This window comes from Acetilactobacillus jinshanensis (assembly GCF_004359375.1).
Lineage (GTDB): Bacteria > Bacillota > Bacilli > Lactobacillales > Lactobacillaceae > Acetilactobacillus > Acetilactobacillus jinshanensis.
The window spans coordinates 623,436-640,319 of record NZ_CP034726.1; the positions used below are offsets into that span (position 1 = coordinate 623,436).

General features: G+C 40.3%; 12 protein-coding genes. All 12 read right to left on the bottom strand.

Features of this window, described 5'->3' with window-relative positions; translation table 11 throughout:
- Window positions 1–56: 56 nt before the first annotated feature.
- Window positions 57–1,853 carry an ABC transporter substrate-binding protein gene (locus ELX58_RS03035; RefSeq protein WP_174919238.1) on the bottom strand — a complete coding sequence of 599 codons (1,797 nt, stop codon included), beginning with the start codon at window positions 1,851–1,853 and terminating at the stop codon, window positions 57–59.
- Between the two features lie 634 nt (window positions 1,854–2,487).
- Window positions 2,488–2,940 (bottom strand): zinc ribbon domain-containing protein, encoded by a 453-nt coding sequence (locus ELX58_RS03040; RefSeq protein ID WP_162614612.1) that lies wholly within the window; start codon window positions 2,938–2,940, stop codon window positions 2,488–2,490.
- A 61-nt stretch (window positions 2,941–3,001) separates the two neighbouring features.
- Window positions 3,002–4,414: a sugar porter family MFS transporter gene (locus ELX58_RS03045; RefSeq protein WP_236747699.1), complete on the bottom strand. Its 1,413-nt coding sequence runs from the start codon at window positions 4,412–4,414 to the stop codon at window positions 3,002–3,004.
- A 226-nt stretch (window positions 4,415–4,640) separates the two neighbouring features.
- Entirely contained in the window at window positions 4,641–6,425 is a 1,785-nt protein-coding gene (locus ELX58_RS03050) for an ABC transporter substrate-binding protein (protein WP_236747700.1), read from the bottom strand.
- 453 nt (window positions 6,426–6,878) lie between these two features.
- Window positions 6,879–8,672, bottom strand: coding sequence for an ABC transporter substrate-binding protein (locus ELX58_RS03055; protein ID WP_418620995.1), 1,794 nt, complete (start codon window positions 8,670–8,672; stop codon window positions 6,879–6,881).
- A 695-nt stretch (window positions 8,673–9,367) separates the two neighbouring features.
- A complete protein-coding gene (locus tag ELX58_RS03060; protein WP_133441695.1) occupies window positions 9,368–9,667 on the bottom strand; it encodes a hypothetical protein in 300 nt (99 codons plus the stop codon).
- Between the two features lie 29 nt (window positions 9,668–9,696).
- Entirely contained in the window at window positions 9,697–10,512 is an 816-nt protein-coding gene (locus tag ELX58_RS03065) for a phosphoribosyltransferase family protein (protein ID WP_133441696.1), read from the bottom strand.
- A gap of 344 nt (window positions 10,513–10,856) precedes the next feature.
- Window positions 10,857–12,269 (bottom strand): APC family permease, encoded by a 1,413-nt coding sequence (locus ELX58_RS03070; RefSeq protein WP_133442565.1) that lies wholly within the window; start codon window positions 12,267–12,269, stop codon window positions 10,857–10,859.
- A gap of 422 nt (window positions 12,270–12,691) precedes the next feature.
- A complete protein-coding gene (locus ELX58_RS03075; RefSeq protein ID WP_133441697.1) occupies window positions 12,692–13,381 on the bottom strand; it encodes a methionine ABC transporter permease in 690 nt (229 codons plus the stop codon).
- A 15-nt stretch (window positions 13,382–13,396) separates the two neighbouring features.
- Window positions 13,397–14,431, bottom strand: coding sequence for a methionine ABC transporter ATP-binding protein (locus ELX58_RS03080; protein WP_133441698.1), 1,035 nt, complete (start codon window positions 14,429–14,431; stop codon window positions 13,397–13,399).
- 95 nt (window positions 14,432–14,526) lie between these two features.
- Window positions 14,527–15,714, bottom strand: a complete 1,188-nt coding sequence (locus tag ELX58_RS03085; RefSeq protein WP_133441699.1) for a metal-dependent hydrolase family protein — start codon at window positions 15,712–15,714, stop codon at window positions 14,527–14,529.
- A gap of 14 nt (window positions 15,715–15,728) precedes the next feature.
- A complete protein-coding gene (locus ELX58_RS03090; RefSeq protein WP_133441700.1) occupies window positions 15,729–16,586 on the bottom strand; it encodes a MetQ/NlpA family ABC transporter substrate-binding protein in 858 nt (285 codons plus the stop codon).
- Between the last annotated feature and the right edge of the window lie 298 nt (window positions 16,587–16,884).

Sequence of the window (16,884 nt, forward strand, 5' to 3'; positions counted from 1 at the left end):
TTAATCACAGGAATTAATAGTTATATGAATGAGAATTAATGAATTAAAGTGTTAACTTATTTTAGATGAGTAGAATTCAAGCCTAAGTTACCCCAGAAATCATTATTGCCAGCCTTATAATCAAAGCCAGTAACTCTATGGTTAACCGCAGTCCAGTCAATTCCATAGAATTCAGGAGCGTAAACAGCTATCTTGTTCATGTATTTCTGCCACTTGTGGAAAATCTTGATTCTGTGTTTAAGGTTAAATGACTTCTTGTCATTCATTTCCTTGTATAACTTGGTGTTTTCCTTAGTGTTCAAATGAGATGAGTTACCAGGATCATCTGGAGCGTACATATCAGCTTGAGTAGGTTCAGCTTCGTTTGGCTGAGTACCTAATGTTGATGAAGCGATGTAAACATCCATCACGTGCTGAACGGGCTTCTGTAAGGTTGAGTAGAAGCTGTTCATTTCCATTGGCTTGCCGTTAGCATATTTAACGTCTAAGCCTAACTTGTGCCACTGCTGCATGAAGTAATCATCAGTAGCTTTGGTAATGTCGTTACCCTGCATAGCACCGTAGTGAATAACTAACTTCTTACCGTTTGGTTTAGTAACGTACTTACTGCCATGCTTCTTGGTGTAACCAGCGTCCTTTAGTAACTTCTTGGCCTTAGCCATATTGTATGGGACGCCAGGTGTAGAATTGTAAGAACTGTGGTACTTGTTAAAGGCCGGCGGTACTAATGAATTAGCTCTGTAGGATAAGCCATTACCGAATTTCTTGGCAACTAGATTTAAATTCAAAGCGTATAACATTGCTTTTCTTAAGTTAACGTTACCCATCTTGGAGTGAGTCATCGTACTGTGACCAGATTTGTTACCTTTACCAACCATGAAGCCAAAGTTAGCAATGCTAAAATTCGGTCTGCCAACTTCGCTATAGTCTTTTAACGGTTTAATGTGGGCATAATCAGAAGCAGAGTTGCCGAACGTAAAGTCATACTTCTTGGATTTTAAAGCGGCAACGGTGTTACTGGATGATACAACCTGAATATCGATGTTCTTAATGTGCGGCTTCTTACCGTAATAGTACTTATCAGGGACCCAGTCGGTTGATTCACCATCGATTTGTTTCTTTAACTTATAAGGACCGATAAAGACTGGATGCTTTCTAACCTGCGGACTGGATGGTAATTTAGAAATCGGAATCCCCTTTAGATGTTCGTAAGGTTCAACCCCGTTCCACATGAAGTCATTACTAGCATATTCAATCGCTGGAGTTATCTGATTAAAGTGGAATAAAGCTTTATTACCTTTTTGGCCATCGGGGAACGTAATCCCGGAAATCGTCTTAGCTTTACCGTTATGATAAGCGTTCATCCCTTTAATGTCTGACATATCGGGGCTATATAGCTGTGATTTACTCTTGGGGTTAGCCAAGATTTCGTAAGGAAATTCAATATCCTTAGCGGTAACCTTCTGACCATTGGACCATTTAGCGTTTTTACGAAGCGTTACTAATGCAGTATTCTTTTTCTTATTCAGCTTTAAACTACCTAAGCCATTGTTAATAATTTTATGGTTCTTATTCTGGTTAAATAAAGCACCTTCACCACCTGGTGAGTAGACATCAGCATCTTCTTGGTTATTTTGTAAAGTTGGTAACGTCATCCCAGCAAAGGGAGCATCGTTAATTTCAGCAACGTGTAACGTGCTATCATTACCCGCTTTAGTAGCCGGTTTACTGGCGTTATAAGTTTCCGAAAAGTGAACGTGCTTGCCAACTTTGGCCTGGTTTGAACAAGCGGTTAAGCCCATTAAGGATAACGTCGCGATTCCTAACGTTAACCATTTCTTATGATTGATCATCACAAATACCTCCTGAATATATGTATCTTTTTATAAAAATTCTAGTAAAACAGTATATCCAAGAGGACGAACGAAACGCGGTGCCACCTCATTTTCCAGACTGCTCGCACAGTCTGGCTCATAAAGTCGTTTCAGACTTACTTGATAACGGATTGACCGATCATCCCTACTTATTCGGAATGTAACTCATAGGTTCGAATTAATTTGATGCTCAGCTAGCTCTCATGCTTCTAGCTTTTCTGTGCAGTAATTAAATTAAAATTCCTACTCATAGTCTTGAAATATGCAATTAAAAAAGCCACACGATTTCTTCAAACCGTGTGGCTAATTTATGACTTCAAGGGTAAAATACGAAGAGCAAGATTAAGCTCACACGGTTTGTAGTTGATAACCATGCGAGCTTATAAAGTTCAGCTAGTGAACGTTAATTACCCACATGGACATTTGACGTCGGCAACGTCGCATATCCATGCGTCGATTATTCATATGTAAATAATCATTAATAATTAACATCCTGCAAACTTCTTTCATATGAGATTACATTTACTATAATACTCTATTTTTGCAGGATGTCAACATTAATTTAAGATTTATTAAATGCTTTTATATTTATATAAACATAATGTTTCTATTATTAGATCATAGTTCCAGCAACCAGGAACGCAAAGGCAACTAACGCCATAATGCCAATGAACCAGAGCATCAGATCATTGTAGCGCTTCGACATCTTTTCACCGAAGTAGTACTCGATCCACGATGTCCAAAGTGTAAAGATAATGTAGATTACAACCGGTAGTGAACCGATGTTCCTGACGTTACTAGCAATTGTTTCCCAGCTACTGCTAAAGAGAACCATAACGATCACATCCATCATGACGGTAATCAAGGTGATTACCTTCATGTTGAACGGTGAGATCCGACGGTGCCGGGTGATCATAATTTGATCACCGTTGACCTGAATTCTTGGCTGGTCTTTAGCTGATATTTTTTTAGCTGATTTAATCATCTGAGCTTTATCACAATAGGGACAGAACTTAGCGTTTGATGGGATTTCCTTACCACAATTTTGACAATATTTGTAAGTCATTTTCATCGCCTTCTACCTTAAAAATAAGCCAGTTTACCACTTATTTTATGGACGAATTTCACTACTTCGATGTCGATTTTACCGTGGATTTCTTCTGATGAAAGTTATGAATCAGACCGGTTTCAATCTGTTCTAATGAACGGCCACGGGTTTCCGGAACCCACTTAATGACGAAGTAGATGGATAAGAATGCCATAATGGCATAGATTGCGAACGGACCGCAGATATTGTTGCCGGATAAAGCAATTAAAGTCAGTAAACTCTGCGATACGATGAAGTCACAGATCCAGTTAGTGGCTGAAGCAATCGAGGCACCGACACCACGCATTCGAAACGGCATGATTTCGTTGATCATGACCCAGGCTAACGGACCCCATGACAGGTCGTAGCCGACAATGTAAATCACGATCAGGATCAACGTTGGCACGACGATGGCTGAAATGCTGAATAGGTAATTCATCCCAGCTAACAGCGTTAAGGTCACAGCAACCACGATCGAGCCCATGATCAGGAGTGAATTCCGGTTATAGTCATCGATAATTCGGTAAGCGATGACCGTTGAAATCAGGTTAACGACCCCAACACCAACTGAGATCCAGATTGAACTCGAAGTCGAGAATTTAAAGGCCTTGATGAAAATCTGGGGTAAGAAATACAAAACCGCGTTAATACCGATGAACTGCTGGAAGAACATTAAGCCGACGGCAACTAATAAAGCTGGTAACCCAATCTTAAATAAAGTCCGGCGGTTGCCCTTCTTACGGTGATTAAATTTAATCATCATGCGCAGTTCCGCATCGGGATCTTCACCAGTGTTGGCTCGCAAGGTCCGTAAGACATGACGGGCTAATTCGGGATGTCCTTCTTTGACTAGGTAACGTGGTGATTCAGGTAGGATTAGTGAGCCTAATAATAGCAACAGTGATGGGATCAAAGCGGAACCTAACATCCAACGCCAGCTATGAAGACCAAGCCAGTCAACATTCAGTAACCCAATGTTGGCACAATAAGCTAACAGGAAGCCAAACGCAATCATCAACTGAAACAACGTAACCAGTGAGCCACGATGCTTAGTATCAGCTAGTTCAACTAGGTAAGCCGGAGTCAATGCTGAAGCGGCGCCAACGGCAAAACCTAACAGTAAACGGGCTGATACTAAAGATACAAAGCCCACGGCAAACATTGAACATCCCGAACCGATCAGGAACAGGATCGCGGAAAATTGCAACAATTTCTTACGACCGTACCGGTTAGACAGCGAACCAATGCATACGGCACCGACTGCCGAACCAATCAGCACGGACGATGTTACCAGACTGGTTTTACCGACTGGTAAATGAAAATCCGATTCAATCAATGGTGAGGCTCCGGAAATAATTCCAGTATCAAAACCGAACAATAAGCCACCTAATGATCCAATCAGATATATAAATAATTGACTTAACTTTAAATGATGAGCATTTTGCGCTAACAAAAGTGTCATCCCCCTGACGAGCGTTAATATGCGTAGTGTAATTAACGCTCATAGATAACTCTAAACAATTTCGGTGGATATAAGGTGGCGATAGACACTGATCGGTCTGTTGATTTTAAAATTACGATATAAACACAAAAAGACCCGATCCCAAATTAATGAGATCAGATCTTTCATTTATTAGAAGGTAAATAATAATGTAAGTTAATTTAAGTTAAGGCGAAGTCTACTTTAAATGTGCTGAATCTAAGCCTAAGTTACCCCAGAAGTTATTGTTACTACCTTTATAACTGAAGCCAGTAACTCTGTGGTTAACGGCGGTCCAGTCAATTCCGTAGGATTCTGGCCCATAAATGGCCATCTTGTTCATGTATTTCTGCCACTTGTGGAAGATCTTGATTCTGTATTTCAGGTTGAATGATTTCTTGTCGTTCATTTCCTTGATCAACTTATTGTTTTCCTTAGTGTTCATGTGAGCAGAATTATCTGGATCGTCAGGATCAGACATTACATCTTGGGTTGGTTCAGTACCTAACGAATACGCCGCTTCAAAGACATCCATGGTCTTCTGCTTAGGTTTTTCTAAGGTTGAGTAAAAGCTATTCATTTCCATCGGCTTACCGTCAGCGAATTTAGCGTCCAAACCTAACTTTTGCCACTGTTGTAAGAAGTATTCATCAGTAGCTTTATCGGCATCGTTACCCTGCATACAGCCAAAGTAAATGACTAATTTCTTACCGTTGGGTTTGGTAACGTACTTACTGCCGTTCCGCTTCTTGTAACCAGCGTCCTTTAACAGCTTTTTAGCTTTGGCCATGTTATATGGAAAACCAGGTGTTGAAGAATAGGAATTGTGGTATTTGTGGAATGCCGGTGGCATTAGCGTATTAGCTCTGTAGGATAAGCCATTACCAAATTTCTTAGCAAGCAGATTTAAGTTGATCGAGTATAGCATCGCTCTTCTCAAGTTAACGTTACTCATCTTACTTGGTGTCATGGTACTGTGACCGTTATTACTGCCATGACCAACGACAAAGCCTAAATCGTTAAGATCGTAACCTGGCTGACCAACTTCGCTGTAATCCTTTAACGGCTTAATGTGGGAATAATCAGATGAACCGTTGCCAAAGGTAAAGTCATATTTCTTAGACTTTAATGCAGCAACCGTATTACTGGACGAAACGACCTGAATCGCAATGTGTTTAATGTGTGGCTTCTTGCCCCAGTAATATTTATTAGGTACCCAACTAGTAGCTTCACCCTGAATCTGTTTCTTTAACTTATAAGGCCCGGTGAAGATGGGATCCTTTCTAACCTGCTTAGAAGACGGTAACTTTGAAATTGGAATGTCTTTCAAATGTTCATAAGGTTCAACGGCGTTCCACATAAAATCATTGCCATTATATTCTAGAGCCGGTGATAAGTGAGTAAAGTGGATCAGCGTCTTCTTACCCTTTGTCCCATCTGGGAAGGTAATCCCAGAAATAGTGCTAGCCTTACCCTTATGGTAAGCGTTCATTCCTTGAATATCATCCATATCGGTACTGAACTGCTGAGATTTACTCTTTGGATTAGCTAAGATTTCGTACGGGTACTCAACATCTTTAGCGATTACTGGTGAACCGTTCGACCACTTAGCGTTCTTACGGATGGTGATCAGACCGGTATTATTCTTCTTGTTTAACTTCAGGTTGGCTAAGCCACCGTTAACGATTTTATGATTGTTATTCGTGTTAAATAAATTGCCTTCGCCACCAGGTGAATAAACATCAACGTCTTCTTGATTATCCTGTAAAGTCGGTAACGTCATCCCGGCAAACGGAGCATCGTTAATTTCGGCAACGTGCAAGGTGCTATCGTCACCTTTTTTAGTTGGGGCTTTACTTGCGTTATACGTTTCAGACAAGTGAACATGTTTACCAATGTTTGCTTGTTGATTAGAACAAGCTGTCAATCCCATTAACGATACCGCTGCAATCCCTAACGTTAACAATTTCTTTTGATCAATCATATAACTACCTCCTGAAAGGATCAAAAAAGTCACCTGATTATCCAACCAGGTGACTTAAATTAATTCCATAAAGGTAGAAACGACTAATAGTTTAAGCTCACCTGGTTTTTATATAACCACGTGAGCTTAACGAAGTTTTACTAACGCATGCTAATTACCCACATGGACGTTCAACTATGATGTCGAGCATCCATATGATGTCGCTGATTATTCATTTGTAAATAATCGTTCATAATTAACATTGCTTAAACTTCTTTCGTATGAGATTACATTTAATATATTAGACCTTTATTCAGATATTGCAAGTTAACATTAATAATATTTATATAATTATTATTATATTTACTAATATTGTTTCTTATAGTGAAAAAGACCCGAGCTCAATTTAATGAGTCCAGGCCTTTTTGCTTAATCACAGGATAAATATTATATGAATGACTCTAAGTTAAGGAATCACTTTAACTTAGCTGAGTTTAATCCCAACTTACTCCAGAATTCGTTGTTGGATGGAGATAAGCTGTAACCGGTAACTCTATGGTTAACGGCAGTCCATAATGAATCATAGAATTCAGGTGAGTAGACTGCTTTCTTGTTCATGTACTTCTCCCATTCGTGGAAGATCTTGATTCTGTGCTTGAGATTGAATGACTTCTTGTCGTTCATTTCGTTCAATAACTTGGTGTTTTCTTTAGTGTTTAAATGCGCCATGTTATCAGCGGCATCAGGACCGTACATGGAAGTTGGTGTAGGTTCAGAGCCGACACCAAATGATGCTTCAAAGACATCCATAGCTTTCTGCTTAGGTTTCTGTAATTCTGAGTAGAAGCTGTTCATTTCCATTGGTTTGCCAGTGGTGAACTTAACGTCCAAGCCTAACTTATGCCACTGTTGTAAGAAGTATTCATCAGTAGCTTTGGCGGCACTGGATCCCTGCATACAACCGAAGTGAATAACTAACGGCTTACCGTTTGGTTTAGTGACGTACTTGCTACCATTTTTTTTGGTGTAACCCGCAGCTTTTAATAACTTCTTTGCTTTAGCCATGTTGTATGGATAGCCTGGCTGGGATGCGAATGAAGTGTGGTACTTATGGAATACCGGTGGGATCATGGTGTTACCTCTGTAGTCGATCCCGTTATCCAACTTCTTGGCGATCATGTCTAAGTTAATGGAGTAAAGCATAGCTTTTCTTAAGTTAGCGCTGTGCATCTTGCTATTCGGATCCATGACACTGACACCAGACTTGTTAGCGTGACCAACATTAAAACCGAAATCCGTGTAACCTTGGTCCGGCGTACCGACTTCACTGTAATCCTTTAAAGCGTGGATCTTAGGATACTGTTCAGATGGAATCCCGTAGTTAAAGGCGAAGTCATACTTCTTAGCTTTAAATGCCGCTTCGATGTTATTAGATGAAACGACTTGAATATCGATGTGTTTAATCTGCGGTTTCTTACCGTAATAATACTTGTTTGGTACCCAGGTAGTTGATTCACCTTGAACCTGTTTCTTTAATTTATAAGGCCCGGCGAAGATCGGGTGCTTTCTGACTTGTGACGATTCACCTAATTTAGAAATTGGGACGTTCTTAATGTACTGATAAGGCTCAACGACGTCTTGGGTAAAGTCGTTACCAGCGTATTTCATGGCTGGAGTTAAGTGGTTAAAGTGAATTAAGGTCTTGGTGCCTTTTGGGCCATTCGGGAACGTGATCCCCGAAATGGTGCTGGCCTTGCCCTTATGATAAGCGGACATGCCTTTGATATCATCCATATCATTACTGAATGATTGAGCCTTAGTCTTCGGGTTAGCGACGATTTCATAAGGATATTCAACATCCTTAGCGGTAACTTTCTGACCGTTCGACCACTTAGCGTTCTTCTTTAATGTGATCAAAGCGGTGTTCTTCTTTTTGTTTAGCTTTAAGTTAGCTAAGCCACCGTTAACGATTTCATAATTCTTATTCGTGTGGAACAGGCTACCGTTACCACCGGGTGAATAAACATCTTCATCTTCTTGGTTACTCTGTAACGTCGGTGCGGACATCCCAGCAAACGGGGCATCGTTAACTTCAGCTACGTGCAATGTACTGTGGTTACCCTTTTTAGTAGCCGGCTGACTAGCAGTATAACTCTGTGAAAAATGCACGTGTTTATTAGTTCCGTTTGCCTGATTTGAACAAGCTGTCAATCCCATTAATGATAATGCGGCAACGCCAAGCGTTAACCATTTCTTATGCTTCAACATCATAAATACCTCCTGAATATTAATATCAATTTTAAATATCCAGAGGACGAACGAAACGCGGTACCACCTCATTTTCTAGTCTGCTCACACAGACTAGCTCGAAAAGTTGTCGCAAACTTAATTGATAACGGATTGACCGATCTTCCCTACTCGCTTCGGGAAGTAACTCATAGGCTCGAATTTGATAATCAACATGGCTAGCTCTCATGGCCCTAGCTTCTCTGTGAACGTCAATTTATCAAAGTTCCTACTCAACGTTTTTAAAATATGCAATTAAAAAAGCCACACGATTTACTCAAACCGTGTGGCTTTTCTGAACTTCATAAGATTGAAAACGAAGAATATATGTCAAGCTCACACGATTTGATTGATCACCATGTGAGCATAATTTCTGAAAAAAGAGAATGCTAAAACTCACATGGACTTAATTCGGCAGTTTCGTCGAACGTCCATGCGTCGTTGATCATTATTTAAATGTGAATAATAATTAACATTTAACATCCTGCAAACTTCTTTCATATGAGATTACATTTACTATAATAAACTATTTTTGAGAGATGTCAACATAATTTTAAGAAAATTTAAATTATTTTAGAATTATTTACAACTAAAGTTTCTAATTTGAGACTATCAAGCTATTAAAATAGCCCCACTCCCTAATTCAACGGAAGTCAGGCTATCTTATTAAGTTTAGTTTAGTAATCTAAACGATTTAAGGCTTTCTTCATCTTTTTGAAGGTCTTTGGAGTAGCCTTACCAGGTTTGTCGATCGTACCGTTAATGGAAGTCCAAACCTTCTTTAAGGTATTACTCTGCTTAGAGTTTTTACCTGCGGACTTCTTATCACGGTCCAATAATGGTTTAACGGCGCCCCACATGTTGTTAGCAGCGTCAGAAACCTTCTGGGAATCATTCTGCTTAGCGGCTTTAATACCGTCATCACAGAAAGTTAAGGCATCGTTCTGTAAATCTTTAGATGATTGAACTTTAGCCATTCTATTATCTCCTCTAAATAGTTGATTACTTAGTTATTCTTTTTATCAAATAAGTTGCCAAAGCTAGCCTTGATCTGGCCTTCGTTAGGGTTGATCCGGATCAGAGACTGGTAAGGATGGTCAAAGTTCAAGTGACCATTGCTGCCGTCGGCTAAAATAGCGATACCGGCTAACTTACAATGGAAGGCCTTGATTAAGTTAATTATCCCGTTGATCGTACTACCTTCTTTAAGGTAGTCATCAACGATCAAAACGTTGGAGCCTTCTTTAAGGCTACGCTGTGGTAAGACTAAATTATGTAACTGGTGGCTGCTTGCTGAGAAGTAGTTGACGTTGATGGTGGCACCATCACTGATCTTGGACTGATGAGCGGATGGGATGAATGATACACCTAAAGCCTTCGCAACGCTTGGTGCGATTAAACCTTTACCGTTCATGGTCAAGACTTTGTCAACCGGCTTGTCTAAGTACTGAGTAGCGATCACATCACCGATCTGTTCTAAGGTGTATGGACGACTCAGAATATCTGACATGTAAACGTAACCACCTGGCAAGTAACGGTCATGATTGTTTAAGTCTTTAATAATGGAACTAATGATTGCCTTAGTTCGCTTTGGGCTGACCTTTGGCGTATACGTAACACCACCGGTAGCACCAACCTGAGTGTGAACACGACCGATTCCACGGACCGCAAAATTATGACGGATAATCTTAATATCCTTGCTAAGTGAAGACTTAGCACAGCCATACTTTTCGATGAATGACTTTGCGGTAACCGGATGGTTAGGGTGTTCCAATAAGAATGAAGTGATATTGATTAAACGATCTCGACGTTTTACTGCCATTTGAAAAATCCCTTTTTATAAAATTTGTTTCTTTTTACATTAACTTATGATACATGATTTTAAGTTCAGTGGCAATTTTTCACTGGACCTACTATCCACTAATAGTTTACAATTTTTTACACCATTAGTTAATATTATTGAGTTATTTTTCGTTAATTTATACCAAATTCTTAAATATGACCATGATTTACGTGTAAAATTCGGTAAATCACTCCCATTTAACATGGAAACAAAAAACTCACCAAAAATTTCGGTGAGTTATTAAAACGAATGTTAAGATACTTTGAGTTATCACGTACACGATTAACTAGTACTGATCTAATCACAATTTGGATAAATTGAAATTAATTATCGGCATTTTGATAACCATGCTTAATGCCGTATACAAAATAAATAATAATCCCGATGATAAACCAAATGGCGGCGTAGATCTTAGCTGGTTTATCCAAGCCAACGAAGACACCCAAGCTAAACAGGAAGCTTAGGATTGGTAGAACTGGATAAAATGGAACCTTGAAGGCTGGACTTGGTAAGTCTTTACCCTCATGTTTTCTCAACTTAAGAACGGAAAGTGATACGAACATGAATGCGACTAACGTCCCTGCTGATACCAATTGAGCCAAGAAAGCAAATGGGCAGATGGCACCTAGAACAACACTAATAATGGTCAACGTCAAAAGTGCGTGGTTCGGAAGATGACTCTGATGATTCAATGTCCCTAACCATTTTGGCAGCATATGATCACGACCGAATGAGTAGATCAAACGGGAACCACCTAGTGTCATAGCAATCAATGCAGTGAAGATCCCCATCACGGCGATGGCCTGAATGATGGTTGCAGCTACGGAATGGCCACTTTCACGAAGTGCAAAGCCAACTGGTTCAGCGTTATTAGCGTAACGGCTGTACTTGAACATCCCGACTAGGATCAAGGATACGCAGGTGTACAATGCGGCACCAATCAAAAGTGAACCAATAATGCCTCTTGGCATGGTCTTCTTGGGATCCTTAGCTTCAGCGGAATTAGCGGCGATGGCGTCAAAACCAATGTAGGATACAAAAATTTGTGGAACTCCGGCATAAATCCCTTGCCAGCCACCGAAAGCTCCGTTAGCGGTCGGACGATACTTTGGAATGAACGGAATGTAATTCTGGAGATGTAAAGCCGTCGCACCAATCAATACAAAGGCTAGAATTGCGATGACCTTAAGAACAACCAAGGTGTTTTCAACTCTCGACGTATCATGATTACCATGGTAAATCAGGAATGCAACGATCAAAATTACCGCCAAAGCGATAATATCAATTAGGCCACCGTTAGTCCCAAACGGGTTTGATAGTTGATTCGGAAGTTTAAAACCAAACGGCGCAACTAACCCTCTAAAGTTAGCTGATAGTCCAGATGCAGTAAACGCAACGGCAATGAAGTATTCAGCAATCAGGGCCCAGCCGACGATCCAGCCCCAGAATTTACCAAAGATCACGCTGACCCATGAATAAGCCGAGCCGTCAAAAGGCAATGTTGAAGATACTTCGGCGTAGTTAAATGATACTAATCCGGCAACGATCGCGGCACTAATAAATGACAATACTACAGCCGGACCGGTATGATCCGCAGCAACGATCCCCGGTAGCGTGAAAATCGCGGTCGAAACGATCGTCCCTAGGCCCAACGCTAAGAAATCTTTGGTGGTTAATGACGGGATCAGATGTGAATCCTTTTGCTTGTAAAAATTAACGCTCTGTTTTTGGTTCATTTTATGCCAAATATTCAATGGGAACACCCTTCTTTACATTAAATCTCTCTAAATTTAGGCAACAAAAAATCCCTGCGACAGATAGTCGCAGGGATCACGAGATTATTCCTAAATTGCATATTGACGGTTAGTAATCCATGCAGCTATCCTGCTGCACGGACTTCGAAGCTAATTTCAATTCATGCAGCTACTTTAATTGTGATTAGGCTTTATAAACTTAATAAGCCTAATAACGCATTTAAAGCAGCTAATTTATATTGAATTCTAATGTTATTCGCATGCTGACAAATTCGAATCATTGAAATTAACCCCTTTACTAATATTCACTTTTTATTATAACTTAAGGCTCAGATAAATCAAGATATGTCCTAAAATTTAATATCATTCTTGTGATATATTAATATTTTGTTAGGATTTAAGAGTTAATCAGCATTCGTATGATCAGTGAGCTTAGCTAAGATGTCCCCCACAATCTGAATGGCAAAGACCAAGATCAAAACTAAGATCAATGACATGATCGTTACGTCATTTTCAAAACGGTTGTAGCCTACCATAATGGCTAAGTTACCTAAGCCACCACCACCGACGGTACCAACCATGGCGGTCAAACTAATCAAACTGATTAGGGTAATCACCGATGTTCGGATCAATGACGGGAGACTTTCCTTTAGGTAAACCCGAAAGATAATTGAGAGGTTACTGCAGCCCATGGCCTGAGCCGCTTCAATAATCCCAGGGTCAACATCCAGTAACGAATTTTGAACCTGACGGGAGTAGAACGGGACGGTCCCGATAATCAACGGTACGATCGAAGCGGTCGTCCCGATACTGGTCCCAACGATCATCCGGGTCACCGGTGCAATCACGGCTAATAGAATAATAAACGGGATCGATCGAAATAGGTTAACGATTTTATCTAAAATCCAGTAAACTTTATCTTGTTCACAAATCCCGTTCGGACCGGTGACCACCAACGCAATCCCGATCAGGATCCCACATACCCCGGCAATCACTGCGGTAACGGCCGTCATGTAAATCGTCTGCCATGTGGCATTAATGAAGCTCGGGATCATATGAACAACGTTTGGAAATAGTTTCGCAAATAACGTCATGTTGACTCATCCCTGTTAATTTAAATGCTTAACACTAATCTTTAATTTTTCACAATATTGTTCAGCTTGTTGAACATGATCCGATTCACCATTTAACGTGACAACCAAATGACCAATCGGAATGTGCTGAATTTCTTCAATATTTCCGTACAGAACGTTCGCGATCACCGTAAACTTCTGGTACAGATTAATAATCAACGGCTGGTTGACGTTGGTGCCGTAGTACTTCAGCAGTAATAATTTCTGATGACTGCCCAATTTCTTCAGCTTAGCTTTTAAATGTTTAACCGCACGGGCCAACGGACTATTTCGCGTGATAAATTGAACCGTCTTAGCGTGCTTCGGCTTGCCAAAGACGTCAAATAACGTCCCGTGTTCGATAATCTGACCGGCATCCATAAAGGCAACCTTGTTACAAATTGCCTTAACGGCATCCATTTCATGGGTGATTAAAAGAACGGTCAAATGGAACTTTTTGCTTAAGTCCTTTAATAAGTGAAGGATTTCTTGGGTATTACGCGGATCCAGCGCACTGGTGGCTTCATCACTAATCAAAATCTTCGGTTGATTAGCTAAAGCTCTAGCAATCGCCACCCGCTGTTTCTGACCACCGGAAAGTTGATCCGGATAAAATGAACTCTTGCTGTCTAAGCCCACTAACTTCAGTAGTTTATGGGCTCGCTGCTGACGTTCTTTTCTAGATAATTTTTGATCTAATAACGGAAATTCAACGTTATTCAGGATCGTTCGGGACGTCATTAAATTATAATGCTGAAAGATCACACCGATCTTTTTCCGAACGGCCCGCATTTGACGATGATTAAATTGCAAAACGTCCTGACCGTTAATGATGACTTGACCGCTCGACGGCTTCTGGAGCCGATCAATAACCCGGACTAAAGTACTTTTACCAGCACCGGAATAACCGACGATCCCGTAGATGTCACCTGGATCAATATTGAGTGATGCATCTTTCACAGCATGGATCACGTTATTTTGATGTGGAAAATCCACGTTAATATGTCGAAGTTGAATGATTGGTTTAGTCATATTATCATCCCTTAAATCCGATCAATAATTTTGAAATATGTATTCAACGATGGTTACAGACCACCGCTGAGATAAAATTAACCATTAATCATTAATTAAAATTGACGCTTACCATGCTGATAAACCTGCTTATCTTTTTGTTGAACGGCCTTAAGGTCCTTTAATGGATCATGATCCAAGACCAAGAAATCAGCGTATTTACCAGGTTCTAAAGTTCCGTAATGATCATCTAACTTCGTTAACTGAGCAGAATGAAGGTTCATTAATAACGAAGCAAAGTTACTGGTGTGGAGCTTCTTGGCAATAATTTCAAATTCCAATGGGGTATCCCAGAAGAAGCAGTATGGACAACCGGCATCGGTACCTAAAGTGAACTTAACACCTTGATGCCAAGCGTTACTTAAGTTCTTGACTAAATCACTAAAGGCGTTATGCATCTTATTCATTTCCCACTTTGGTAACGTCTTGTCACCGTAGGTATTAATCTTCCAGGCACCGCCTAAAGTTGGTGTTAGATAAATATGATGCTTTAACATTAATTTAATTTCTTGATCGTTAACGTAGAAGCCATGTTCAATCGAATCAACGCCCGCTTTAATCGCGTTCATAATGCCCGGATTACCTTCGGCATGGGCCGAAACGATCAAGTGTTTATGATGAGCTTCAACGACCGCGGTATGCATTTCAGCAGCACTTAATTGGGGATCGTCCATGAAGTCCTGTTCAGTCATTACACCACCGGTTGCCATGACTTTAATGGATTTGGCACCCCGTTTAATGCCACGACGAACGGCTTTCCGCATTTCATCACAGGAATCGACTAAGTAGCCCCAGTTCGGCATGTCACCATGGCCACCGGTCATTGAATACGGCCGACCGGCTGGAACAATTCGCGGAACCTTAGTTAACTCACCGGCGTTAATTAATTTGGATAGAACGATGTCAATGTTGTAAATGTCACCACAACTCCGGATGTAGGTAACCCCGGATTTTAACAACGTTCTAAGGTTCTTAATCGCACGGACAACGGCTCGGGTTTGGCTAATGTCCGTATCACCAGTTGGTGTGAACTGATTAAACGTAATGTGGGTATGAACGTTAATCAAGCCTGGCATAACGTATTTACCATGCAGATCAACGATGTGGTCCGCCTTCGGGGCGGCGCCATTGCCTAATTTTTCAATCTTGCCAGACTGATCATCAACTAAGAACCAGCAATGATCTTTAATCCCATCATCTTTACCATTGAATAAATTAAGGTTCTGATATAAAGTTTCAGTCATTATGAACTACTCCTTTAAAGATTTAAATTCCAAGCAGGTACATAACTGCCTTGGAAGTCCTTCTTGATTAGTTTAGCATTTGCTTTACTCTGATATGCTTTAACAACTTTCTTGACGGCTTTTCGATTCTTTTCGCCCTTAGTTGTTGCAATAATGTTGACGTATGGTTTGATCTTACTGTTGATCTTTTCGTGATACAGAGCATCTTTAACCTTTAATCCGGCATCAAAGGCAATTCCGGAATTAATAACAGCTGCAGAGTCATCTTTTAAAGCTCTTGGTGTCTGAGCGGCATCAACGGGTTCAATGTTCAAGTTCTTTGGATTAGAAGTAATGTCCTTCTTGGTTGGAAATGCGGCTTTCTTTAACTTAATTAAGCCGGCGTTCTTTAGCAGGATTAATGCCCGAGCTTCGTTTGAAGTATCGTTTGGAATGGCAATGGATCCACCCTTCTTCAACTGACTTAACTTACTGAGCTTCTTAGAGTAGATACCTAATGGAGCAACGATCGTTTTACCATCGGCAACGATGTGAGAATGATGAGCCTTGTTATAAGCACCTAAGAATTGAATCGTCTGGAAAGCGTTAATGTCATCTTCATGACTCTGTAAAGCAGCGTTAGGTTGAGTATAATCCGTGAACTTTGTTAACTTAACGTGAATCCCTTGCTTCTTTAAACGCTTGGCAATCGGATTCCAAATTCGACTATCATCATCACCAACGATCCCAACTTTAACGGTGTTCTTTTGAGCTGCTGAATTACCACAACCGGATAGAACTAAAGCTGGTGAAATTAATAATGCGGCAACTAATGCAAATTTAACCCAACGTTTGCTAATTAAATGTTTAACGTAATAACTAATGCTTTTCATAATTAAAGAACTCCTTCAAATTAAGTCGATCAATTTTTACACATTCAACAACCTTTTTAAAACTAACATCGCAACTTTCATAACTAATCACTCCTCTTAATCTTAACGGGTACTAAAAAAGCCCGTTCCTACAACATATTAATATTATTGTAGAAACGAGCTTAACTTCGCGGTGCCATTCCACTTCGGCGATAACTTACATTACCGCCCTCAATAACGCCTTACTTAGACTTCTGCACATCCATGAATTAACAAAGAGCCCGTTCCTGACTATGCAGAAACGAACTCATCATTCGTG